Source organism: Methanoregula sp. (genome assembly GCF_052325125.1).
GTDB lineage: Archaea > Halobacteriota > Methanomicrobia > Methanomicrobiales > Methanospirillaceae > Methanoregula.
In genome coordinates, this window is record NZ_JBKQWO010000050.1 from 1 (window position 1) to 15,232 (window position 15,232).

A 15,232-nucleotide genomic window follows, 5' to 3' on the forward strand; every position below is an offset into this window, starting at 1 on the left:
TCTGGTTAATATTCAAACTATATATGCGAGTTCTACGTATTAACTACAGGTACGCGGTAGGTGATACCATGCCAAATCCCGAAAAAACAATGGAAAACTGTATCCTGATGCTGCAGCACATCCAGGAAGACAGCACTATCCCCCGAAATATCCGGCGCGTTGCTGATGAGACCCGGACGCTGCTCACGAACAACAGCAAGGCCATGGGGCTGCGCGCTGCGGAAGCAATCTCAAAAATTGATGAAATCTCCAACGATCCCAACATGCCCATCCATGCACGGACACGGATCTGGGAGCTGGTCTCCCAGCTTGAGACTATTCCGCTGGACTAGGCCGGCCGGAGTTAGTTAACCCGATATTTTAAACCCTTTTGTTCAGGCGCTCATATTTTTTGCCAGAAGCGAGCCCCGTCGTTTACCAGTATCTGACAGGGTATGAGCTTCCCCCTGTATCCGCATTCCTGCGAGGCTGCAGCACGGGATGTTCCGCTTTTTTGCGGAATAAAAAAGGAATGATTTGCCGGGATTAGGCTTTCTCCAGGGAGCGGATGCAGTACCCCAGAGCGATCCCGACGATGCCGTAAATAACCAGGATCGCGCCGACCCAGAGAACCATCAGCGCAACACCAAGTATCGGGACAATACAGATTAAAAGCCCGATGATGATTGCGAGGATTCCCTGCAGCGCAAAGAGGCCGCGGTGTACCATATGGGGTTCGCCGACAGCGAGCACGAGCCCGATGAGACCCCCCAGGAAAAGGGCAATACCAGCGACAAAAAAGATTACCAGGCCCATGACGATGGGATGGATGATCGTGGCGATCCCAAAGAAGAAACCGATAATACCGAGCACGGCAAGAAGCAGCGAATCCTTCCACCCGCCCGGTGAGAGTGCAGAAAGCATGACCGCGGCAAAGGAAAGCACGAGGATCAGAATCCCGAGGAGTTCAACCAGCACCGTCGCGGATATGGTCGGGAAGAGTATGACAAGGAGTCCGAATATCACCGAGAGTACACCGAGGAGGACAAGCGATCCCCACTTGAAGCCGGTGACATTTTCAACAGGTATTACGTTCGTAGCCATAGGCAACAATGATACGTTCGTCAATATGCCCTGATAAATATTTTTATATAGTGGCCGGAGCGGTCGGTGGGAAACGAAGGGCGGATTGAAAGTTCCGGATAATCCGTGTGGGGATGATCCCGGAAAAACAATTGTTCCCTGTACCGGCCGGTCTTTTGCGGGCGACCGGCAGGCACTTCTTTGTGCCCGTGTGGTACCAAAAGACCGGCCACGTGCCGGAAAAATAAATAATTACGGTATTTTCCCGGACCCGCCTGAATATGCGGGAAAACCGGGCTTATGAAAGGGTATGGGAAATGGAGGGGATGCTTATCTGGTCATTGAATGTGGCCTGGTAGCCATCCGGGAAGGTGATGGTGGTTGTCTGTGGGGCAAAATCTGCGGTGATAAGCGAGGCATACCACTGGCCCTTAAGTCCATTCTGGGCATCGGCAAACGAGAAGGCCGGGGTGTTCATCGTTGTCGCACCACCGGACTGCACAACGGTGGCAAAGGAGGGTATGATTACGTCCGCTGAAGATGTGCCGGCGCTGACAACCGTGACCGGCCGGTTGAGGTTTTCCTGCAGGGCAGTCTGGAGCAGGGACGCGGGGTTGGCTGCATGGAAAAAGATCGCTGCCTGTTCGACAAACGTAAGATCGTACTGCATATCGGCCTGTGCATCGCCGTTCCCGTTCAGGGTGACGGTGAGCGTCTTTGCGGTGAACGCCTGGGCAGGCATGACCGCTAAGAAAACAATGAGGATACACCCTATGAGGAGATAGCTGAGCTTCATGTGTGTCAAGTTTAGATTACATTTTTAGATATAAAGGGTTGTTGCCTGCCATATCATACCGGGGGCCTGTCCCCGCCGGCGGGAGCATCGTTCTGACTGATGAGGCAGGCAGTCGGCCGTGGAACGGCCATGGGCGCCGGAAAAGGATCACTTGGTACCCGGGATATTCGCTCTGGAGGAGAATCGGGTTCAGACCGATTCAGCGATCTTCACCAGCTCGTCAAAGTGCCGGCTTTTCTTAAAGAGCCACCAGGTAAAACGCTCGACCACGGTAAAGGAAAAACTTCCTCCCGCCGCATTCGGGTGCCCTCCACCGCCAAATTCCCGCGCGATCAGGTGGCTGATCGGAGGCACCGACCGGAGCGAGAACTTCCCGTCTTTACCGATGATCACCTCGATATCAGTATTCTTCCTGCCCCGGATGAAATGCGCCGTTTCGCTCGGGTACCCATAGAGAGGGGCAAATGCGATCCGGTATTTCTTCCCAAGGAACGTCGTATGCCGCAGGCTCCGCTCCATTGCGGCATCCATCTCGGCCTTTATCTCCGCATACTCTGTCTCGATAAGCGTATCGGAGAAGATCCCCTCAACGAGGCAGTCGCGGACATGCTCCCGGTTTTTCTTTCTCTGGAGCACCTGCCCGAGAACAGCAGAGCGGGGATCGGCGTGTTTCCAGAGGTCGTAATCGCAGACCACCCGGGCAACCTCGGTCGCCACCGGGTTCTCCGGCGCGAGATCTCGTGCGACGATCCCGGTCGCGCAGACCTCCGTATCGATATGGAGGAGGGTGACTTCCTTTTTGATTCCTGCGATCTCCTCATCGCGCCAGCGGTGATGATCCCGCCATTCGATCACCCAGCCGTTCGACCGCGCCTTTCCTGCAATGACCGCCATGTCCCCCCGCTGGCAGCCGAGATCCGATATCGAGAGCAGGTCGCCTTTTCCGGGGCAGGACGCGATAAGGGAGAAGAGTCCGGCGAATTTTCCCACCGAGCTCCAGACCGTAAACACGCCGTCTTTGCCAAACCTCATCCGGTGGATCGCGTCTGCTCCGACCGCGTCGAGATCGTTATGGGTCAGGTGAACGACATGGGCAGTGCGCGAAGCAACGGCACGGGCAAGCCCGGCGTCATCCTCGAACCGGGGGGATTGTGGCATCCGGTTAATACTGGCATGGCGGGGCATAAATAGGAGAGGTCAGGGAGTCATACCACATCACCGGGCGTATCATTTATTAATCACCAGTGACAACATTTGTACTCCTGCCCTAGTAGCTCAGACTGGGAGAGCGCCAGACTGAAGATCTGGTTGTCCCCGGTTCAAATCCGGGCTGGGGCACTAAAAATTTCATTTCCCCACCCTTTCCTGGCATGTTTACGTTTGAATTGCGATTATGCTGAGGTGCGCCCCCTCTGGCAGGTACTCGTGCATCCGGCTGACCATCGGGATGGAGCCAGCCGTCAGTTGTCATTCCCCGCGGAACCTATAATTATCCTTACGTCGGTACCTGTGTACTTGCGTTCACCAGCCGGGAGTGCTTTTCATGGACTTCATACTTGCCGCTGTCTGTGTCCTCATCCTGTCCATCATCCTTTTGTATATCGGTCAGCGGTTCAGGCTGCCCAGCATCGTGAGTTTCCTTGTGATAGGGATACTCGCCGGGCCGTTCGGCTTTGGTCTGATCACCGACCAGTCCCTCATAGGTACTATCGGCGAGATCGGCATCGTCCTGTTGCTCTTTACCATCGGCCTTGAATTCTCGTTCCAGTCATTCCTCCGTTCCTGGCGTGCGGTCATTATCGGCGGTCTTGTCCAGGTCAGCACAACAGTCGTCGCAATTACCTTGGTTTCCCTCGCATTCCAGATGCCGTTTAACGAGGCCCTGATCTTCGGCTTCATCGTCTCCCTCTCCAGCACGGCCATCGTGATGAAGATCCTCCAGGAGAAAGGAGAGGTCGATACCATCCAGGGCAGGACGCTTCTGGGGATCCTGATCTTCCAGGACCTTGCCATCATTCCGATGATGCTCGTGCTGCCGATCCTTGCCGGAAACCAGGATACCCTGGATCTCTTCACCCTGCCTTTCCAGATAACAAAAATTGCCCTGATCATCCTTGTGATCATCGTTCTGGGGTACTGGGTCATCCCGCGGCTGCTTTTTAAGGTGGCAAAGGAGCGGAGCCGCGAGCTCTTCCTCTTTACGATCGCCGGCATCTGCGTCATCATCGCCTGGCTTACGAGCGAAGCCGGGCTGTCGTTTACGCTGGGTGCGTTCATCGGCGGCCTGATTATCGGGGAGTCTGATTACAACATCGATGCGCTGGGCCATATCATCCCGTTCCGCGATGTCTTTGCGGCCATTTTCTTCCTCTCGATCGGGATGCTCCTGAACACCGGTACGGTTCTTGATAATTTTGGCTATGTTGCCCTGATCATCCTGCTTATTTTCTGCGTCAAGATCCTGACCGGCGCCTTCTCCGCAGCGGTCCTCGGGATGCAGACACGGGTCTGCGTCTTTTGCGGCCTGGCGCTCGCCCAGATCGGGGAATTCTCGTTTGTGCTCGCAAAAAGCGGCCTCGATGCCGGGGTCATACAGACGGGTGCCTACCAGCTCTTCCTTGCCGGGGCGATTGTCACGATGGCATTTGCCCCGTTTGCCATGCGCGCATCCCCGGGGGTTGTCGACCTGCTCTACCAGCTCTTCCCGGCGAGAATGACACGGGGGAAAACAGGTTCCCCGGAGGAGATTGCACACGAAGAGGGGCTCTCCAATCATATCGTCATCGCAGGATACGGCATCACCGGGAAAAGCGTGGCCCGGGCGGCAACGCTCGCCGGCATCCCGTATATGGTCATCGAACTCAACCCCGAGATCATCCGGCAGGAGCGGTCCCAGTACCGGCCCAACTTCATCTTCGGGGACGCAGTGCAGGAGGAAGTGCTGGAACATGCAGGCATCCGGCAGGCGCGGACGCTTGTAGTGGCGGTTTCCGAAGAGGAGGCCATCCCCCGAATCATCCATGCGGCACGGCAGCTCTCTCCCGGCGTGCATATCCTTGCGCGGACGCGGCACGTCAGGAATGCACAAAACCTTCTCGACCTCGGTGCAGACGAGGTCATATCCGAAGAATTTGAATCGGCTCTCGAGATCTTCACCCGCGCCTTAAAACGCTACGAGATCCCGGACGAGGAGGTCGCGAGGATCATCGAACGGACAAAACGCCTCGGGACCGCCCTCTTTACCCGGTGCACCGACCCGAACCAGCACCAGAAAATACAGAATTTCGAGACGCTTTTCAAGGCAACGCATATCCACACGGTCCGGGTGGAAGCCGGGTCTCCTGCAGAAGGAAAGACCATCGCTGAACTGGACCTGAAAGACCGTTTCGGCATCCGGGAATTCGGGTTCCGCCGGGGGTCGATGCGGTTTACCCAGCCGGATCCAGCCCTGCGCCTCGAAGAAGGGGATACGCTGGTCTTCTTTATCACCGATGAGAAAGCAGGAAAAATTATCCCGCTCTTCTCTGCGGGGAAGTAATACCACCGGCACAGGAAAGAACTGGCATACCCTGGCCGGCTGCATCTTATTTTTGGGATCCGGGGAGCCTGTCCCTGGCACCGGGACGGGGACCGGCCGGGTTTTGCCGAAACGACGCCAACGGGGCAAGTGTCCGCACGGACTATCCTGCATAAGGCGGCTGATGCTTACCCGGTTTTAAGATGTTTTGGGGAGATGCAGGGTAAAGGTGCTCCCGACACCCGGCGTGCTCTGGACGGTGATGTCTCCTCCATGAATCTCCATGATCTTTTTTGCGATGGCAAGAGAAAGCCCGAGCCGGCCGAACTTCCGGGACAGCTGGGCCGCATCTGCAAGCTGGAAAGGTTCGAAGATCGAGCTTTTTGCATGATCGGGAATCCCGATCCCGTTATCGGAAACAGAGATATGATGGAACGGGTCGGCGTCCTCAGAATGATAGTCAATAACAATGGTACGCGGCGGATTGGTATACCGGATGGCATTCGAGAGGACTGAGTCCATGACGATAAAAATCCGTGTCATATCTGCCGTAACGCTGGTTGCCGGGGGAATACTCACCGTAATCTCCGCCAGCTCAGAGTACCCGTTGGTATCGATCACGCTCTGTACAAGTTCTGCCAGGAAAAAACGGGTGCAGGAGAGCTGGACTTTCCCGGATTCAAGAACCGAGAAGTCAAGCATACTGTTGATGATCTGGCGTTCGCGATCCGCACTCGCAAGGCAGCGCTCCAGGATTTTTCTGGTCTCTTCGGTCAACCCGGCCTCTTCTGGTTCCTCGAGAAGAAGATTGAGGTACCCCATGATGGGCTGGAGGGGCGTCCTGAGCTCGTGGGCGATGGTCATCATGATACCCTGGCGACGTTCATTATTGCGCTCGATCCTGTCCTCAAGCCGCTGATTTTCCGTAGTATCGATCACGTTGACAAGGAGAGCCGGTTTCCCGGAGTGCCGGATGGGCGTGGTAGTGATCTCGGCAGTACGGAGTTCTCCCGATACGGTCCGGAACCCAAATCCACGGCCTGGGGAGAACGGGGTCTGCTTTTCCCCTGTATTTAACCGGTCGTGGCAGGTAATCCGGTCATGGTCATCGGCAAATGCGCAGAGATGTTTGCCAAGGAGCCCGACAGCCGGGACGCCCAGGAAGCGGCCGAATGCAGGATTGGCGTACCGGATAGACCCGTTCTCGACTATCAGGATACCGATCGGCGAATTCTCGGTAAGCTGGCGGTATTTTATCATATTGTCGTTGAACGCATTTTCGGCAAGTTTGCGGGCATTGATATTGACCGCCGTGCAGTTGATAGTGTTGTCATCCATCCGGCTCCACGACAGGTTCACCCAGCAGGCTGTACCAGTCTTTGTTTTAAGCCGGGTCTCAAAATCCTCGATCTCCGTGTTCCGGTTCATCCTCTCCCGGAACCGATCCAGTTCTGCCGGGATAAAGAGAAGCGCCGGAAACGTCATGGCCTGCAGCTCTTTCCCGGTAAAATGGAGCATATCGGCAAATTTCCGGTTACAGTGCTGTATGGCTTCTGTGTGCTCATCGAAGACAACAATACCCAGCTGGGAATACTCAAAGACCGTACGGTACTGCATTTCACGGGAATGGAGGCGTTCGATCAGATACGCGATAATGCCGGCAATACCCACGAAGAGTACTGCCTGAATGGTAACGGAAACGAGCTCCACGGGATCAGGATAAAGGTATAGGTACCCGGTAATCTCGTACGCACATGCACAGATGGCAGAAACAATGATCCCGCGCCTGGGGAACGCATACACCGCATAGATGATGGGGATAAAGAAGATCTGGGTGATGAGAATATCGATCTGCAGGGCGAACGCAAGGATCGTGGTCAGGATACAGAGAACGACAAGCAGCGCAATCACACTGCCGCGCAGCAGATCGTCCCGGTTAAAAGTGAACCGCCGGTGCTGCGGAGAAGTATGAGCCATTGTCATTCAGGCGTTTTACTTTTGTTGTTATATATGCGTTCCCCCTTGAAATCCGGGGGCAATTTACGGGTCTGGCCCGACATCCCCCAGCGGACGCCGGCAAATGCCCGACGCAAGATTCTTTTGCGGGAAGTCTGTGGCTTAAGGAGGGGTATAAAAATTACCGCAACAAGAATAGTATTCATATGCGCCCCTCGGTTGTTGTCAATGTGGCGATGAGTGCTGACGGGAAACTGTCGACACGGGAACGCCGGCAGGTAAAGATCTCCGGTGCTGATGATTTCTCCCGCGCTGACCGGCTCAAGGCTGACTGCGACGCGGTGATGGTCGGGATCGGGACGGTGCTTGCCGACGATCCTTCACTCACCGTAAAAAACCCGGACTACAAACGCGAACGGCAGCGCAGCGGAAAACCGGAGCATCCGGCGAGGGTCGTTATCGACAGCAGGGCGCGGATTCCCCTGGATGCAGCGGTACTCAGGAAAGGAGAGGGTGTTCGTGTGGTGGCCGTTTCCGGGCGTGCGGACCCGGACCGGGTCAGGGCACTCGGGGCAATGGCGACGGTCATTGTTGCCGGTGAGACAGAGGTAGATCTCGGCCGTGTGCTCGATGAACTCGGGGCGATGGGCATCCGGCGCCTCATGGTGGAAGGCGGGGGGACGCTGATTGCCGGGTTGATCCGGGCCGGTCTCGTCGACGAGATCTTTACATTTGTCGGCGACATTATCATTGGCGGGAAGGATGCACCGACACCTGCTGACGGCCCGGGCTGGATACGGGAAGCCGAGTTTACCCGGCTCGTGCTCGCGGACGTGAGCCGGGTGGATGACGGGGTTCTCCTCCACTGGACCGTGAAACCGCAGTAATCCCCCGGCCGGGAGCATTTTTTTTTATTTTTTTGTTCTGGAGAAATTATTGAGCTCGTGGATTAACGCTTCTTCGGGACCACGGCATTTTATGCCTCCTCCCCCGCCGCTGTGGCATCCCCCGCTTCGCGATAGTGCGGTATTACCTGTACACAGCTCTGCTCCCGGTATAGGTAATACCGAGGGTATCGCATACGCCCCCCCTTTGGGGGCAGGGTTGGTGTAAGGGGGGGCATTATGAAAGAAGGGATTTCTCAAGAGCGCACTTTTTCCCTCAATGGAATGTTCCTTTCAAATCCGGTGCCAAGGCTCATCAGCCTGCATTCAAAATAATCTTTTACGTATATCGCAATCATCATCCTTGCCGCGGTCTTTCTCCTGATCGCCGTGCGGCAGGTGGGCGGGTTCACGCTGCGGATCTGGCAGGTCATGCTCGGCGGAGCGGTCGCAGTCCTTCTCACCGGCCAGATCGCTCCTGCCGACGCCCTCGCTGCGATCAATACCGATGTGATGGTTTTTCTCTTCTGCATGTTTGTCGTGGGGGAGGCGCTCTCGCGGAGCGGGTACCTTGACGTGCTCGCCCGCCGGCTCTTCCGGCACGCCAAAACCCCGCATCAGCTCCTCGTTCTCGTAATCTTCGGGTTCGGGATTCTCTCCGCGCTGCTCATGAACGATACGCTCGCGATCATCGGGACGCCGCTCGTGCTCGGGCTTGCCGCACGGTGCAGTCTCCCGAAAAAGATGCTGCTCTTTGCGCTCGCGTTTGCGATCACGACCGGGAGCGTGGCAAGCCCGATCGGGAACCCCCAGAACCTGCTCGTCGCCGTGAACAGCGGGATGACCGCACCGTTTGTCACGTTTTCCGCGTGGCTGCTTCTTCCGACCATCGCGAGCCTTGCCGCCGTATGGCTGGTGCTCTTCCTCTTTTACCGGAAGGATTTGGCCACCCCCGTTGCCGCCGGCGACACCGGCCCGGAAACCCTGCCTAACCCTTCGCTCACCCGGATCGTCCAGTGTTCGCTTGCGATCCTCGTTGGCCTTGCGATAACAAATATCGCCGCATCGGTCCTGAACGGCGTAATCGCAATCCCCCTGCCGCTGATTGGCCTTGCCGCCGCCCTCCCGATCCTCGTCTTCTCGGGCCAGAGGGTTACGGTGCTCAAAGCCATCGACTGGTGCACGCTCGTCTTTTTTGCCGCGATGTTTGTCCTGATGGCCGCAGTCTGGGAGACCGGGTTTTTCCAGTCGCTTGCCGGAGTCGCCGGGGTAACGACCGTCCCGGCAATCCTTGCGACCAGCGTCGTCACCAGCCAGTTCATCTCGAACGTGCCCTTTGTCGCGCTGTTCCAGCCGCTCATCATGCAGGCCGGGGGCACGACCGCCCGGCTCATGGCGCTTGCTGCCGGGAGTACGATTGCGGGCAACCTCACGATCCTCGGTGCGGCAAGCAACGTGATCATCATCCAGCAGGCCGAGAGCCGGGGGGAGACGCTTACGTTTATAGAGTTTGTAAAAGTTGGCGTGCCGGTGACGTTAATCCAGATCGGGATCTACGCGGTGTTTCTGGGAGTGGTGTAGGGAAATGGGTGCTGTTTTTTCGTTAACGGGACGTAATGGAAACGATGTCGTCGTGCCCCGTTAATGCTGACTGTTTAAGCGTCCCGCGAAACAGAACCCGGGAGATTATTCCGCAGGTGCCGGCTGCGGCTCTGTGGCCGTCCCGTTCTTCAGGCAGGTGAGGATCTCTGTCTGGATAGTCCTGAGGTTTTCAAGGGAGGATCCGGCAGAGTTCAGGTTGTAGGTCAGGTACGTGTCCTTCTCCGGGAGGTAGTACCAGAAGGTATACGATCCGGGATATCCCCCGGTATGGCCCTGTACGGTCATGTTCGAAGCTGCATTGAACGCGGTGGCATACCCCAGGCCATAGCCGGCCCCCCGGGACTGCGGCGTGGGTTTTTCCATGTCTGCGAGCGAGGCGTTGCTGATCAGTCTCCCTTCGCGCAGCGCACGGTGGAATTTATTGAGATCGGCCGTGGTGCTGACCAGGTCCCCTGCCCCGCGATCGAAGAGCACGTAGAGATCCGTGAAATCCATGTACGTGCCATTTTCCCCGGGCATGGTGGCGCTCATGTGCGGGCCGGGGATATGGTTGGTATGCTCGAAGAAGGTATCGTTCAGGCCGGCAGGGATAAGAATGGTGCGGGTCACGTAATCCTCGTACGGGACACCCGAGGCGTTGTCAACGATGAGCATGGTGAGAAGGATGAGAAAGATTACTAACCAGAAAAGGTGTTTTGGGATGTTCACCATCAAAATTTTCCCCAGATTATAAGAAATATTTTTTTTTTAAATTCTTAAATATTTTGAATTTTATCGCATCTCATGTTAATTGAAACAGGGTCTAAGTTGTTATGGGAAAAAACAATCGATTTAAATTCGTTATCACTCATTTTGACCATTATTCGGTTCTGTGAAAACCCTCAAAGGACAATGAACACCAGTTGGTTTTTCAATAAACGATCGAGAGAGAAAATGATACATTTCATTTTGATCTCTTTCACCAATTGCCGGTGAGAACGAGAGTGAAGAGTCTCACCGAACAATCTTTTAATACCGAGAAGACCGTCTCTGCCATATTTCCGCGGTCATAAATTTTATCGTTGAACAAACTTGCCATGATTTGCCGGTATTTCCGGAAACATGAGAAGCGTGCCAGTCACGGGGAGGGATCATCGATTGAGATTCCTTTTTCCTTTTATTTACATAAAAAGAATAACTCGTCGGATCGCCCGGGCAGTGCAATTTACAGAATGATCCCTAGCCCCCTGAATAAAATAGGATATTATTAGAAATCAGGATTCTGATAAGTTGGCGGTTGTTTTGCATTTTTTGCTGAGGTAAAAGATCAGTGATCGACTGCTAGCCCCTCCATGGAGAAGATTTTTTCAAGATGATAATCCTTGTATTTTCAACTCATATATTTCTCAAACCACGCAAGCATTTTGATCGGATTCTTTGAAAAATATGTGTAACCATCCCAACGTCTGGTTGTTCCCATAATCCAGAACAGGTCTTTGTCTTTGATCGGTATGTTATCAAACATCGTTTGCACATCGCTTGGTCGTGTCAGAACATCATCGTGTACCTGATACAGGAATGTAGGAACGGTGACTTTCTTCGCGGCGTTGGTTGGCGACATCTCGTTCAACCTGAAGCTTGTAACCAGCCTGACCGCTCGATCGAGATCTCCGAACCGTGAGGATGGAACGCCAGCAAGTTCAAGAATCCTCTCCAGAATAACCCGTGAAGAGACGGGCTGTGCGCCAACTAAACACCTTGCTCCGGTGAAGACCTCGGGCCTGCGGGCCACAGCGTGAATTGTGGCGTTACACCCAAGGCAGCGACTGAAGAGGCCGATAGTCATACCTTTGAGGTCGTGTCGTGTTCTCGCGTAAAGAATGGAGCCAACGACATCGCGCGATTCAAATATTCCACCGGTGCATAGACTCCCGTTACCATCGCCGCTGTGACCAAAATTCCTGAGATCGTACGTTAAGACGTTATAACCCGCCTCATACAGAATCCTATAGTCAGGAATGAGATTGACCTCAAAATCATTGCCTCCCGCTGCGAACATTGATCTCCAGGGTTCGATATGCGACGGAAATCCGTACCGGTTGAAGTATCGCGGGTGATTTACGATGATGAGCTTATCAGAGCCGTTTCGAGGAATGAACCAGGCTTCCAATGGCACACCGTCCTCTGAGGGGAATGTCACGTTTTCGTATTCAAGATTCTCATCGGTAGGTGTCCCAAGAATCGGTGCCCGGGGTTGCAGCCTGAAGCCATTCGCGACCTCTTGAATCAATCGTGTGCTTTGCTCATCATTCATTGGTGGGTTTTGGGTACTCAACTGAAATCACCTTTTCTCTCCCGCAGGGCCTCTGTCAGCAAAAGTACGAGGCCATACTAGAATTTGCCATTTTGATTATTCCACTGATCCAGAGGGGGAATATTCTCGATAACATCCCAATGCTCGGCGATTTTGCTGTTTTCTACTCTGAAAAGATCGTAGTAGGCGACGGGTTTGCCGGAAATAGAGCCACCAGCGACGACAAGAACGAAGTTACCCTGTCCGAGGATCATGGCAATCTTATCGACATTCATGTCCATCCCTTGTTTCGCCAACTGCTGCATCATTGCGGTCAATATCGAAAGCCCATCACCGCCCCTGGCGTCGTGTCGAATGTACTTATCGCCATCGAAATACTGAGGCATCTTGTCAGACTGACCCTTAAGGAAGATAGCCTCGTAGAACTCTTTGATCAGTGCCTTGTTTTTCTCGGTGTCTTTGAGGTCTGTCGCTTCGGTTGGGCCATCGGTCGGAGTATGTCCGCTCTGGTTCGGGGGTGTCGAATCAGTTTGATTGTCCCAGTGCTCGACGATTTGGCCGTTCTCGAATCTATAGATGTCGAAAAAGACCTTCTTCCCGAACAAGTCCCCTTCAGATTGGGTAAAGACATAGGGTCCATCCTGGAAAGCGCGGACGACCTTCAGGGGACTTTTCTCATGAGGAAGGTGGCTGATAAATCCTTCAACTCCCTGCACTCCATCATAAGCCATGAGGTTATGATTTTTGAAGTTCTGACGATTGATGTATTTGGTCGCCAAGGCCGGATCTCTGTTTCCGATTCCTTCAGACACGGTCATGGCCTTTTCTATTTCATTAACAAATAAACTCATAAAATCTCCTCATTGACACACTGTCTTGTCAAAAAAATATTTAATCGTTACATAATCCTAAGTAAAGTAAGTAACTGCAATGGTAAAGCCAAACGACTACAGCGAATCTGCGAATTACGTGTTCACTGATTTTATATCGTGTCTCGCTTTGGCAACTAAATTTTAACTAGTCAGGGGGTGCTTTACTCAGTAAGATTATAGCTGACTAATAGAGTTACCATAAAGCGAAACCTTGAATAGAAATTGTGGTACAGACAAAGAAACTAAGAAGGAATTAGTTTGACACGCGCAATAGCTGACCGCATGGTTTCTATTTTTGGGGACAAATGGAGTATCCATTTACTTGGCACCCTTGCATTCGGAGAAGGCCCCCTCAGATTTAATCAGTTAATGGAAGCATTAAAACCGATCAGTTCAAGAACGTTATCAGCCGAATTGGTTAAGCTTGCAGAGCATGGAATCGTTAAGAAAGAAATAGAACATGCTTCACCACCATTCTCCAAATATTCACTCACTGAGAAAGGAATGGACTTAGTTCCTGTACTAAAAGCAATGGCTGAATGGCACCAAAAATGGTACGGCAAAACACAACGGTAGTCTCTGCCAGAATCGTTCTGATAAGTTCGCGGTTGAGCTCTGATTGTTTATCTCGGCAAAAAATATAAATTAACCGTCAATTTTTCAATATCTGTTTTCTTCAAACATATTTTTTCGGGTAATCATAATAAAAATAGGGGATTTCCTGAGCTTTTTCCGGCTCTGTCAAGTCTTCGGGTGGTTGTTTTAAGTCTTCGTCGAGGAAAATATGTCACCACCCGCAGACTTTACAGAACCCTGATTTACCTATCCATGGATATGCATGTCCAGAAAAAGATGATAATCATGTTACTGTCAGCCGCCATGATAATCCTCTGCCTTCTCACCAGCGCCTGCATGAGTACCGGCTCGTCACAAGGTAACCAAAAGGCACTGCCGCCTGACCCGTCGACTAATCCTCCGGTAACCCCGCCCGTCCAGACAACGGAAACCCCGGTTGCCGATAATGTTACCACAGTTCATGCAATTCCCCCGCCGGCTATTATCTGCAATTGCCCGATGGAACCTGTGGGACCGGTAACGGTCTCTCCCACACCCACGCCGGATAATGGCCTCTGCCACTGCCCGTGAGTGATAATGGCCAGGATATCCTGACCTGGCTTGTCGGTACAAATTGCAGGCCGATTCCGAATAATAAACCCGGCCGCAGGAGTATTCCATTCGAGCCCCCGGTTATAAGGGCACTTGATGGGCCCCCCTCATTCCCGTTAGGGGGAATTGTTTGCGACCGATCCAGCTTCACGTTCATTCCTGACAGATATCCAATACAAAAAACAGGGGGCAATACTATCACGAGCAGGCACTGTATGGCGGATCATTTTTTAGAGCGATGCAGCGTTTCAAACAACGGCAAGACGAATCCGGTCACCGATTTGCTTTCGAGGATTTCAGGACCAATGTATTTTTTCCTGGGTTTCCCGTCTGCTATCAGCATAGATCCCGGGATATTTCGTACATATGGGTACCATGCAAACATTATTATCCACACCTCCGTTCATATGCACACATACGGGCAGCTCCGGTGCGATCCGGATATACGGCAGCGGCAGAGGTGCCTGACCGGGGGAAAACATGAGCATGAAATGGGTGTATGCCTTCAGCGAAGGCAACGGGAAAGACAAGAACCTTATGGGAGGTAAGGATGCAAACCTCTGCGAGATGACACAGATTGGCCTCCGGGTGCCTCCCGGGTTTGTCATCACCACGGAAGCCTGTCTTGCCGTAGTAAACGATCCAGAGAAGAAATTCCCGCAGGGACTGATGGAACAGGTGCAGACCCAGCTTTCGGATGCGCTCCCCCGTTACCGCACAGATGTCCTTTGCCATGCGTTTATCATCGGGTTAACCTATGCGCTCGATGGGCGCGGCCAGCCTGGTTGCAGCTTCACTTCGACCGGCCCGCGCAAACCCAATAGGAGGAACTGATTTGACCACATCAACATATGGCGAGGGAACGCTTCCCAAGGGGGTCCGCTCGCGCATGATCCATGGGGTCAACGGCCTCGATGTCCATATTCTCGAGGCCGGTTACGAAATCCCCGGGCGGCCGCTCGCGCTGCTTCTGCACGGCTTTCCGGATTTGGCTTACGGCTGGCGACACCTGATCCCAATTCTGGCTGACGCCGGGTACCATGTCGTGGCGCCCGACCAGCGGGGTTTTGGCCGCACCACCGG

At 53.7% G+C, this 15,232-nt stretch carries 15 protein-coding genes and 1 tRNA gene; 9 read left to right on the top strand and 7 right to left on the bottom strand.

What is annotated here, in order from left to right; all coding sequences use genetic code 11:
* Positions 1 to 68: 68 nt before the first annotated feature.
* A complete protein-coding gene (locus tag ACLQMU_RS11145) occupies positions 69 to 332 on the top strand; it encodes a UPF0147 family protein (protein ID WP_422149516.1) in 264 nt (87 codons plus the stop codon).
* Positions 333 to 525: 193 nt separating this feature from the next.
* Here the strand turns inward: ACLQMU_RS11145 and ACLQMU_RS11150 are convergent, their stop codons facing one another.
* From ACLQMU_RS11150 to ACLQMU_RS11160, 3 genes are all read right to left on the bottom strand, one after another.
* On the bottom strand, positions 526 to 1,083 hold the full coding sequence (locus ACLQMU_RS11150; RefSeq protein ID WP_422149519.1) for an HdeD family acid-resistance protein: 558 nt from the start codon (positions 1,081 to 1,083) through the stop codon (positions 526 to 528).
* 277 nt (positions 1,084 to 1,360) lie between these two features.
* Complete coding sequence (locus ACLQMU_RS11155; RefSeq protein ID WP_422149515.1) at positions 1,361 to 1,858, bottom strand: hypothetical protein; 498 nt, start codon at positions 1,856 to 1,858, stop codon at positions 1,361 to 1,363.
* Positions 1,859 to 2,047: 189 nt separating this feature from the next.
* Positions 2,048 to 3,016, bottom strand: a complete 969-nt coding sequence (locus ACLQMU_RS11160) for a DHH family phosphoesterase (protein WP_424040478.1) — start codon at positions 3,014 to 3,016, stop codon at positions 2,048 to 2,050.
* A 106-nt stretch (positions 3,017 to 3,122) separates the two neighbouring features.
* Between ACLQMU_RS11160 and ACLQMU_RS11165 the strand changes: the two genes are divergently transcribed.
* A tRNA-Phe gene (locus ACLQMU_RS11165) sits at positions 3,123 to 3,196 on the top strand.
* A gap of 205 nt (positions 3,197 to 3,401) precedes the next feature.
* On the top strand, positions 3,402 to 5,396 hold the full coding sequence (locus ACLQMU_RS11170) for a cation:proton antiporter domain-containing protein (protein ID WP_424040480.1): 1,995 nt from the start codon (positions 3,402 to 3,404) through the stop codon (positions 5,394 to 5,396).
* A gap of 177 nt (positions 5,397 to 5,573) precedes the next feature.
* On the opposite strand, the gene ACLQMU_RS11175 is transcribed toward ACLQMU_RS11170, so the two are convergent.
* Complete coding sequence (locus ACLQMU_RS11175; protein WP_424040482.1) at positions 5,574 to 7,352, bottom strand: sensor histidine kinase; 1,779 nt, start codon at positions 7,350 to 7,352, stop codon at positions 5,574 to 5,576.
* 185 nt (positions 7,353 to 7,537) lie between these two features.
* Between ACLQMU_RS11175 and ACLQMU_RS11180 the strand changes: the two genes are divergently transcribed.
* Positions 7,538 to 8,218, top strand: a complete 681-nt coding sequence (locus tag ACLQMU_RS11180; protein WP_424040483.1) for a 2,5-diamino-6-(ribosylamino)-4(3H)-pyrimidinone 5'-phosphate reductase — start codon at positions 7,538 to 7,540, stop codon at positions 8,216 to 8,218.
* A gap of 387 nt (positions 8,219 to 8,605) precedes the next feature.
* Positions 8,606 to 9,796, top strand: a complete 1,191-nt coding sequence (locus ACLQMU_RS11185; RefSeq protein ID WP_424040485.1) for an SLC13 family permease — start codon at positions 8,606 to 8,608, stop codon at positions 9,794 to 9,796.
* Between the two features lie 105 nt (positions 9,797 to 9,901).
* Here ACLQMU_RS11185 and ACLQMU_RS11190 read toward each other — a convergent pair whose 3' ends face one another.
* The 3 genes from ACLQMU_RS11190 to ACLQMU_RS11200 all read right to left on the bottom strand — a co-directional run bounded on the left by ACLQMU_RS11190 (position 9,902) and on the right by ACLQMU_RS11200 (position 12,961).
* Positions 9,902 to 10,528 (bottom strand): serine hydrolase domain-containing protein, encoded by a 627-nt coding sequence (locus ACLQMU_RS11190; RefSeq protein WP_424040487.1) that lies wholly within the window; start codon positions 10,526 to 10,528, stop codon positions 9,902 to 9,904.
* A 658-nt stretch (positions 10,529 to 11,186) separates the two neighbouring features.
* The gene (locus tag ACLQMU_RS11195) at positions 11,187 to 12,110 is read right to left on the bottom strand and encodes an alpha/beta hydrolase (RefSeq protein ID WP_422150114.1); all 924 of its coding nucleotides are present in this window, start codon (positions 12,108 to 12,110) and stop codon (positions 11,187 to 11,189) included.
* Between the two features lie 77 nt (positions 12,111 to 12,187).
* Entirely contained in the window at positions 12,188 to 12,961 is a 774-nt protein-coding gene (locus ACLQMU_RS11200) for a nuclear transport factor 2 family protein (protein WP_443673706.1), read from the bottom strand.
* 279 nt (positions 12,962 to 13,240) lie between these two features.
* Between ACLQMU_RS11200 and ACLQMU_RS11205 the strand changes: the two genes are divergently transcribed.
* The 4 genes from ACLQMU_RS11205 to ACLQMU_RS11220 all read left to right on the top strand — a co-directional run.
* Positions 13,241 to 13,558, top strand: a complete 318-nt coding sequence (locus ACLQMU_RS11205) for a winged helix-turn-helix transcriptional regulator (RefSeq protein WP_424040491.1) — start codon at positions 13,241 to 13,243, stop codon at positions 13,556 to 13,558.
* Positions 13,559 to 13,843: 285 nt separating this feature from the next.
* Positions 13,844 to 14,128, top strand: a complete 285-nt coding sequence (locus ACLQMU_RS11210; RefSeq protein ID WP_424040493.1) for a hypothetical protein — start codon at positions 13,844 to 13,846, stop codon at positions 14,126 to 14,128.
* A 501-nt stretch (positions 14,129 to 14,629) separates the two neighbouring features.
* Positions 14,630 to 14,983 (top strand): PEP/pyruvate-binding domain-containing protein, encoded by a 354-nt coding sequence (locus tag ACLQMU_RS11215; RefSeq protein WP_424040495.1) that lies wholly within the window; start codon positions 14,630 to 14,632, stop codon positions 14,981 to 14,983.
* Position 14,984: 1 nt separating this feature from the next.
* On the top strand, positions 14,985 to 15,232 hold a 248-nt coding region (locus ACLQMU_RS11220; protein ID WP_443673707.1), incomplete at its 3' end, for an alpha/beta fold hydrolase.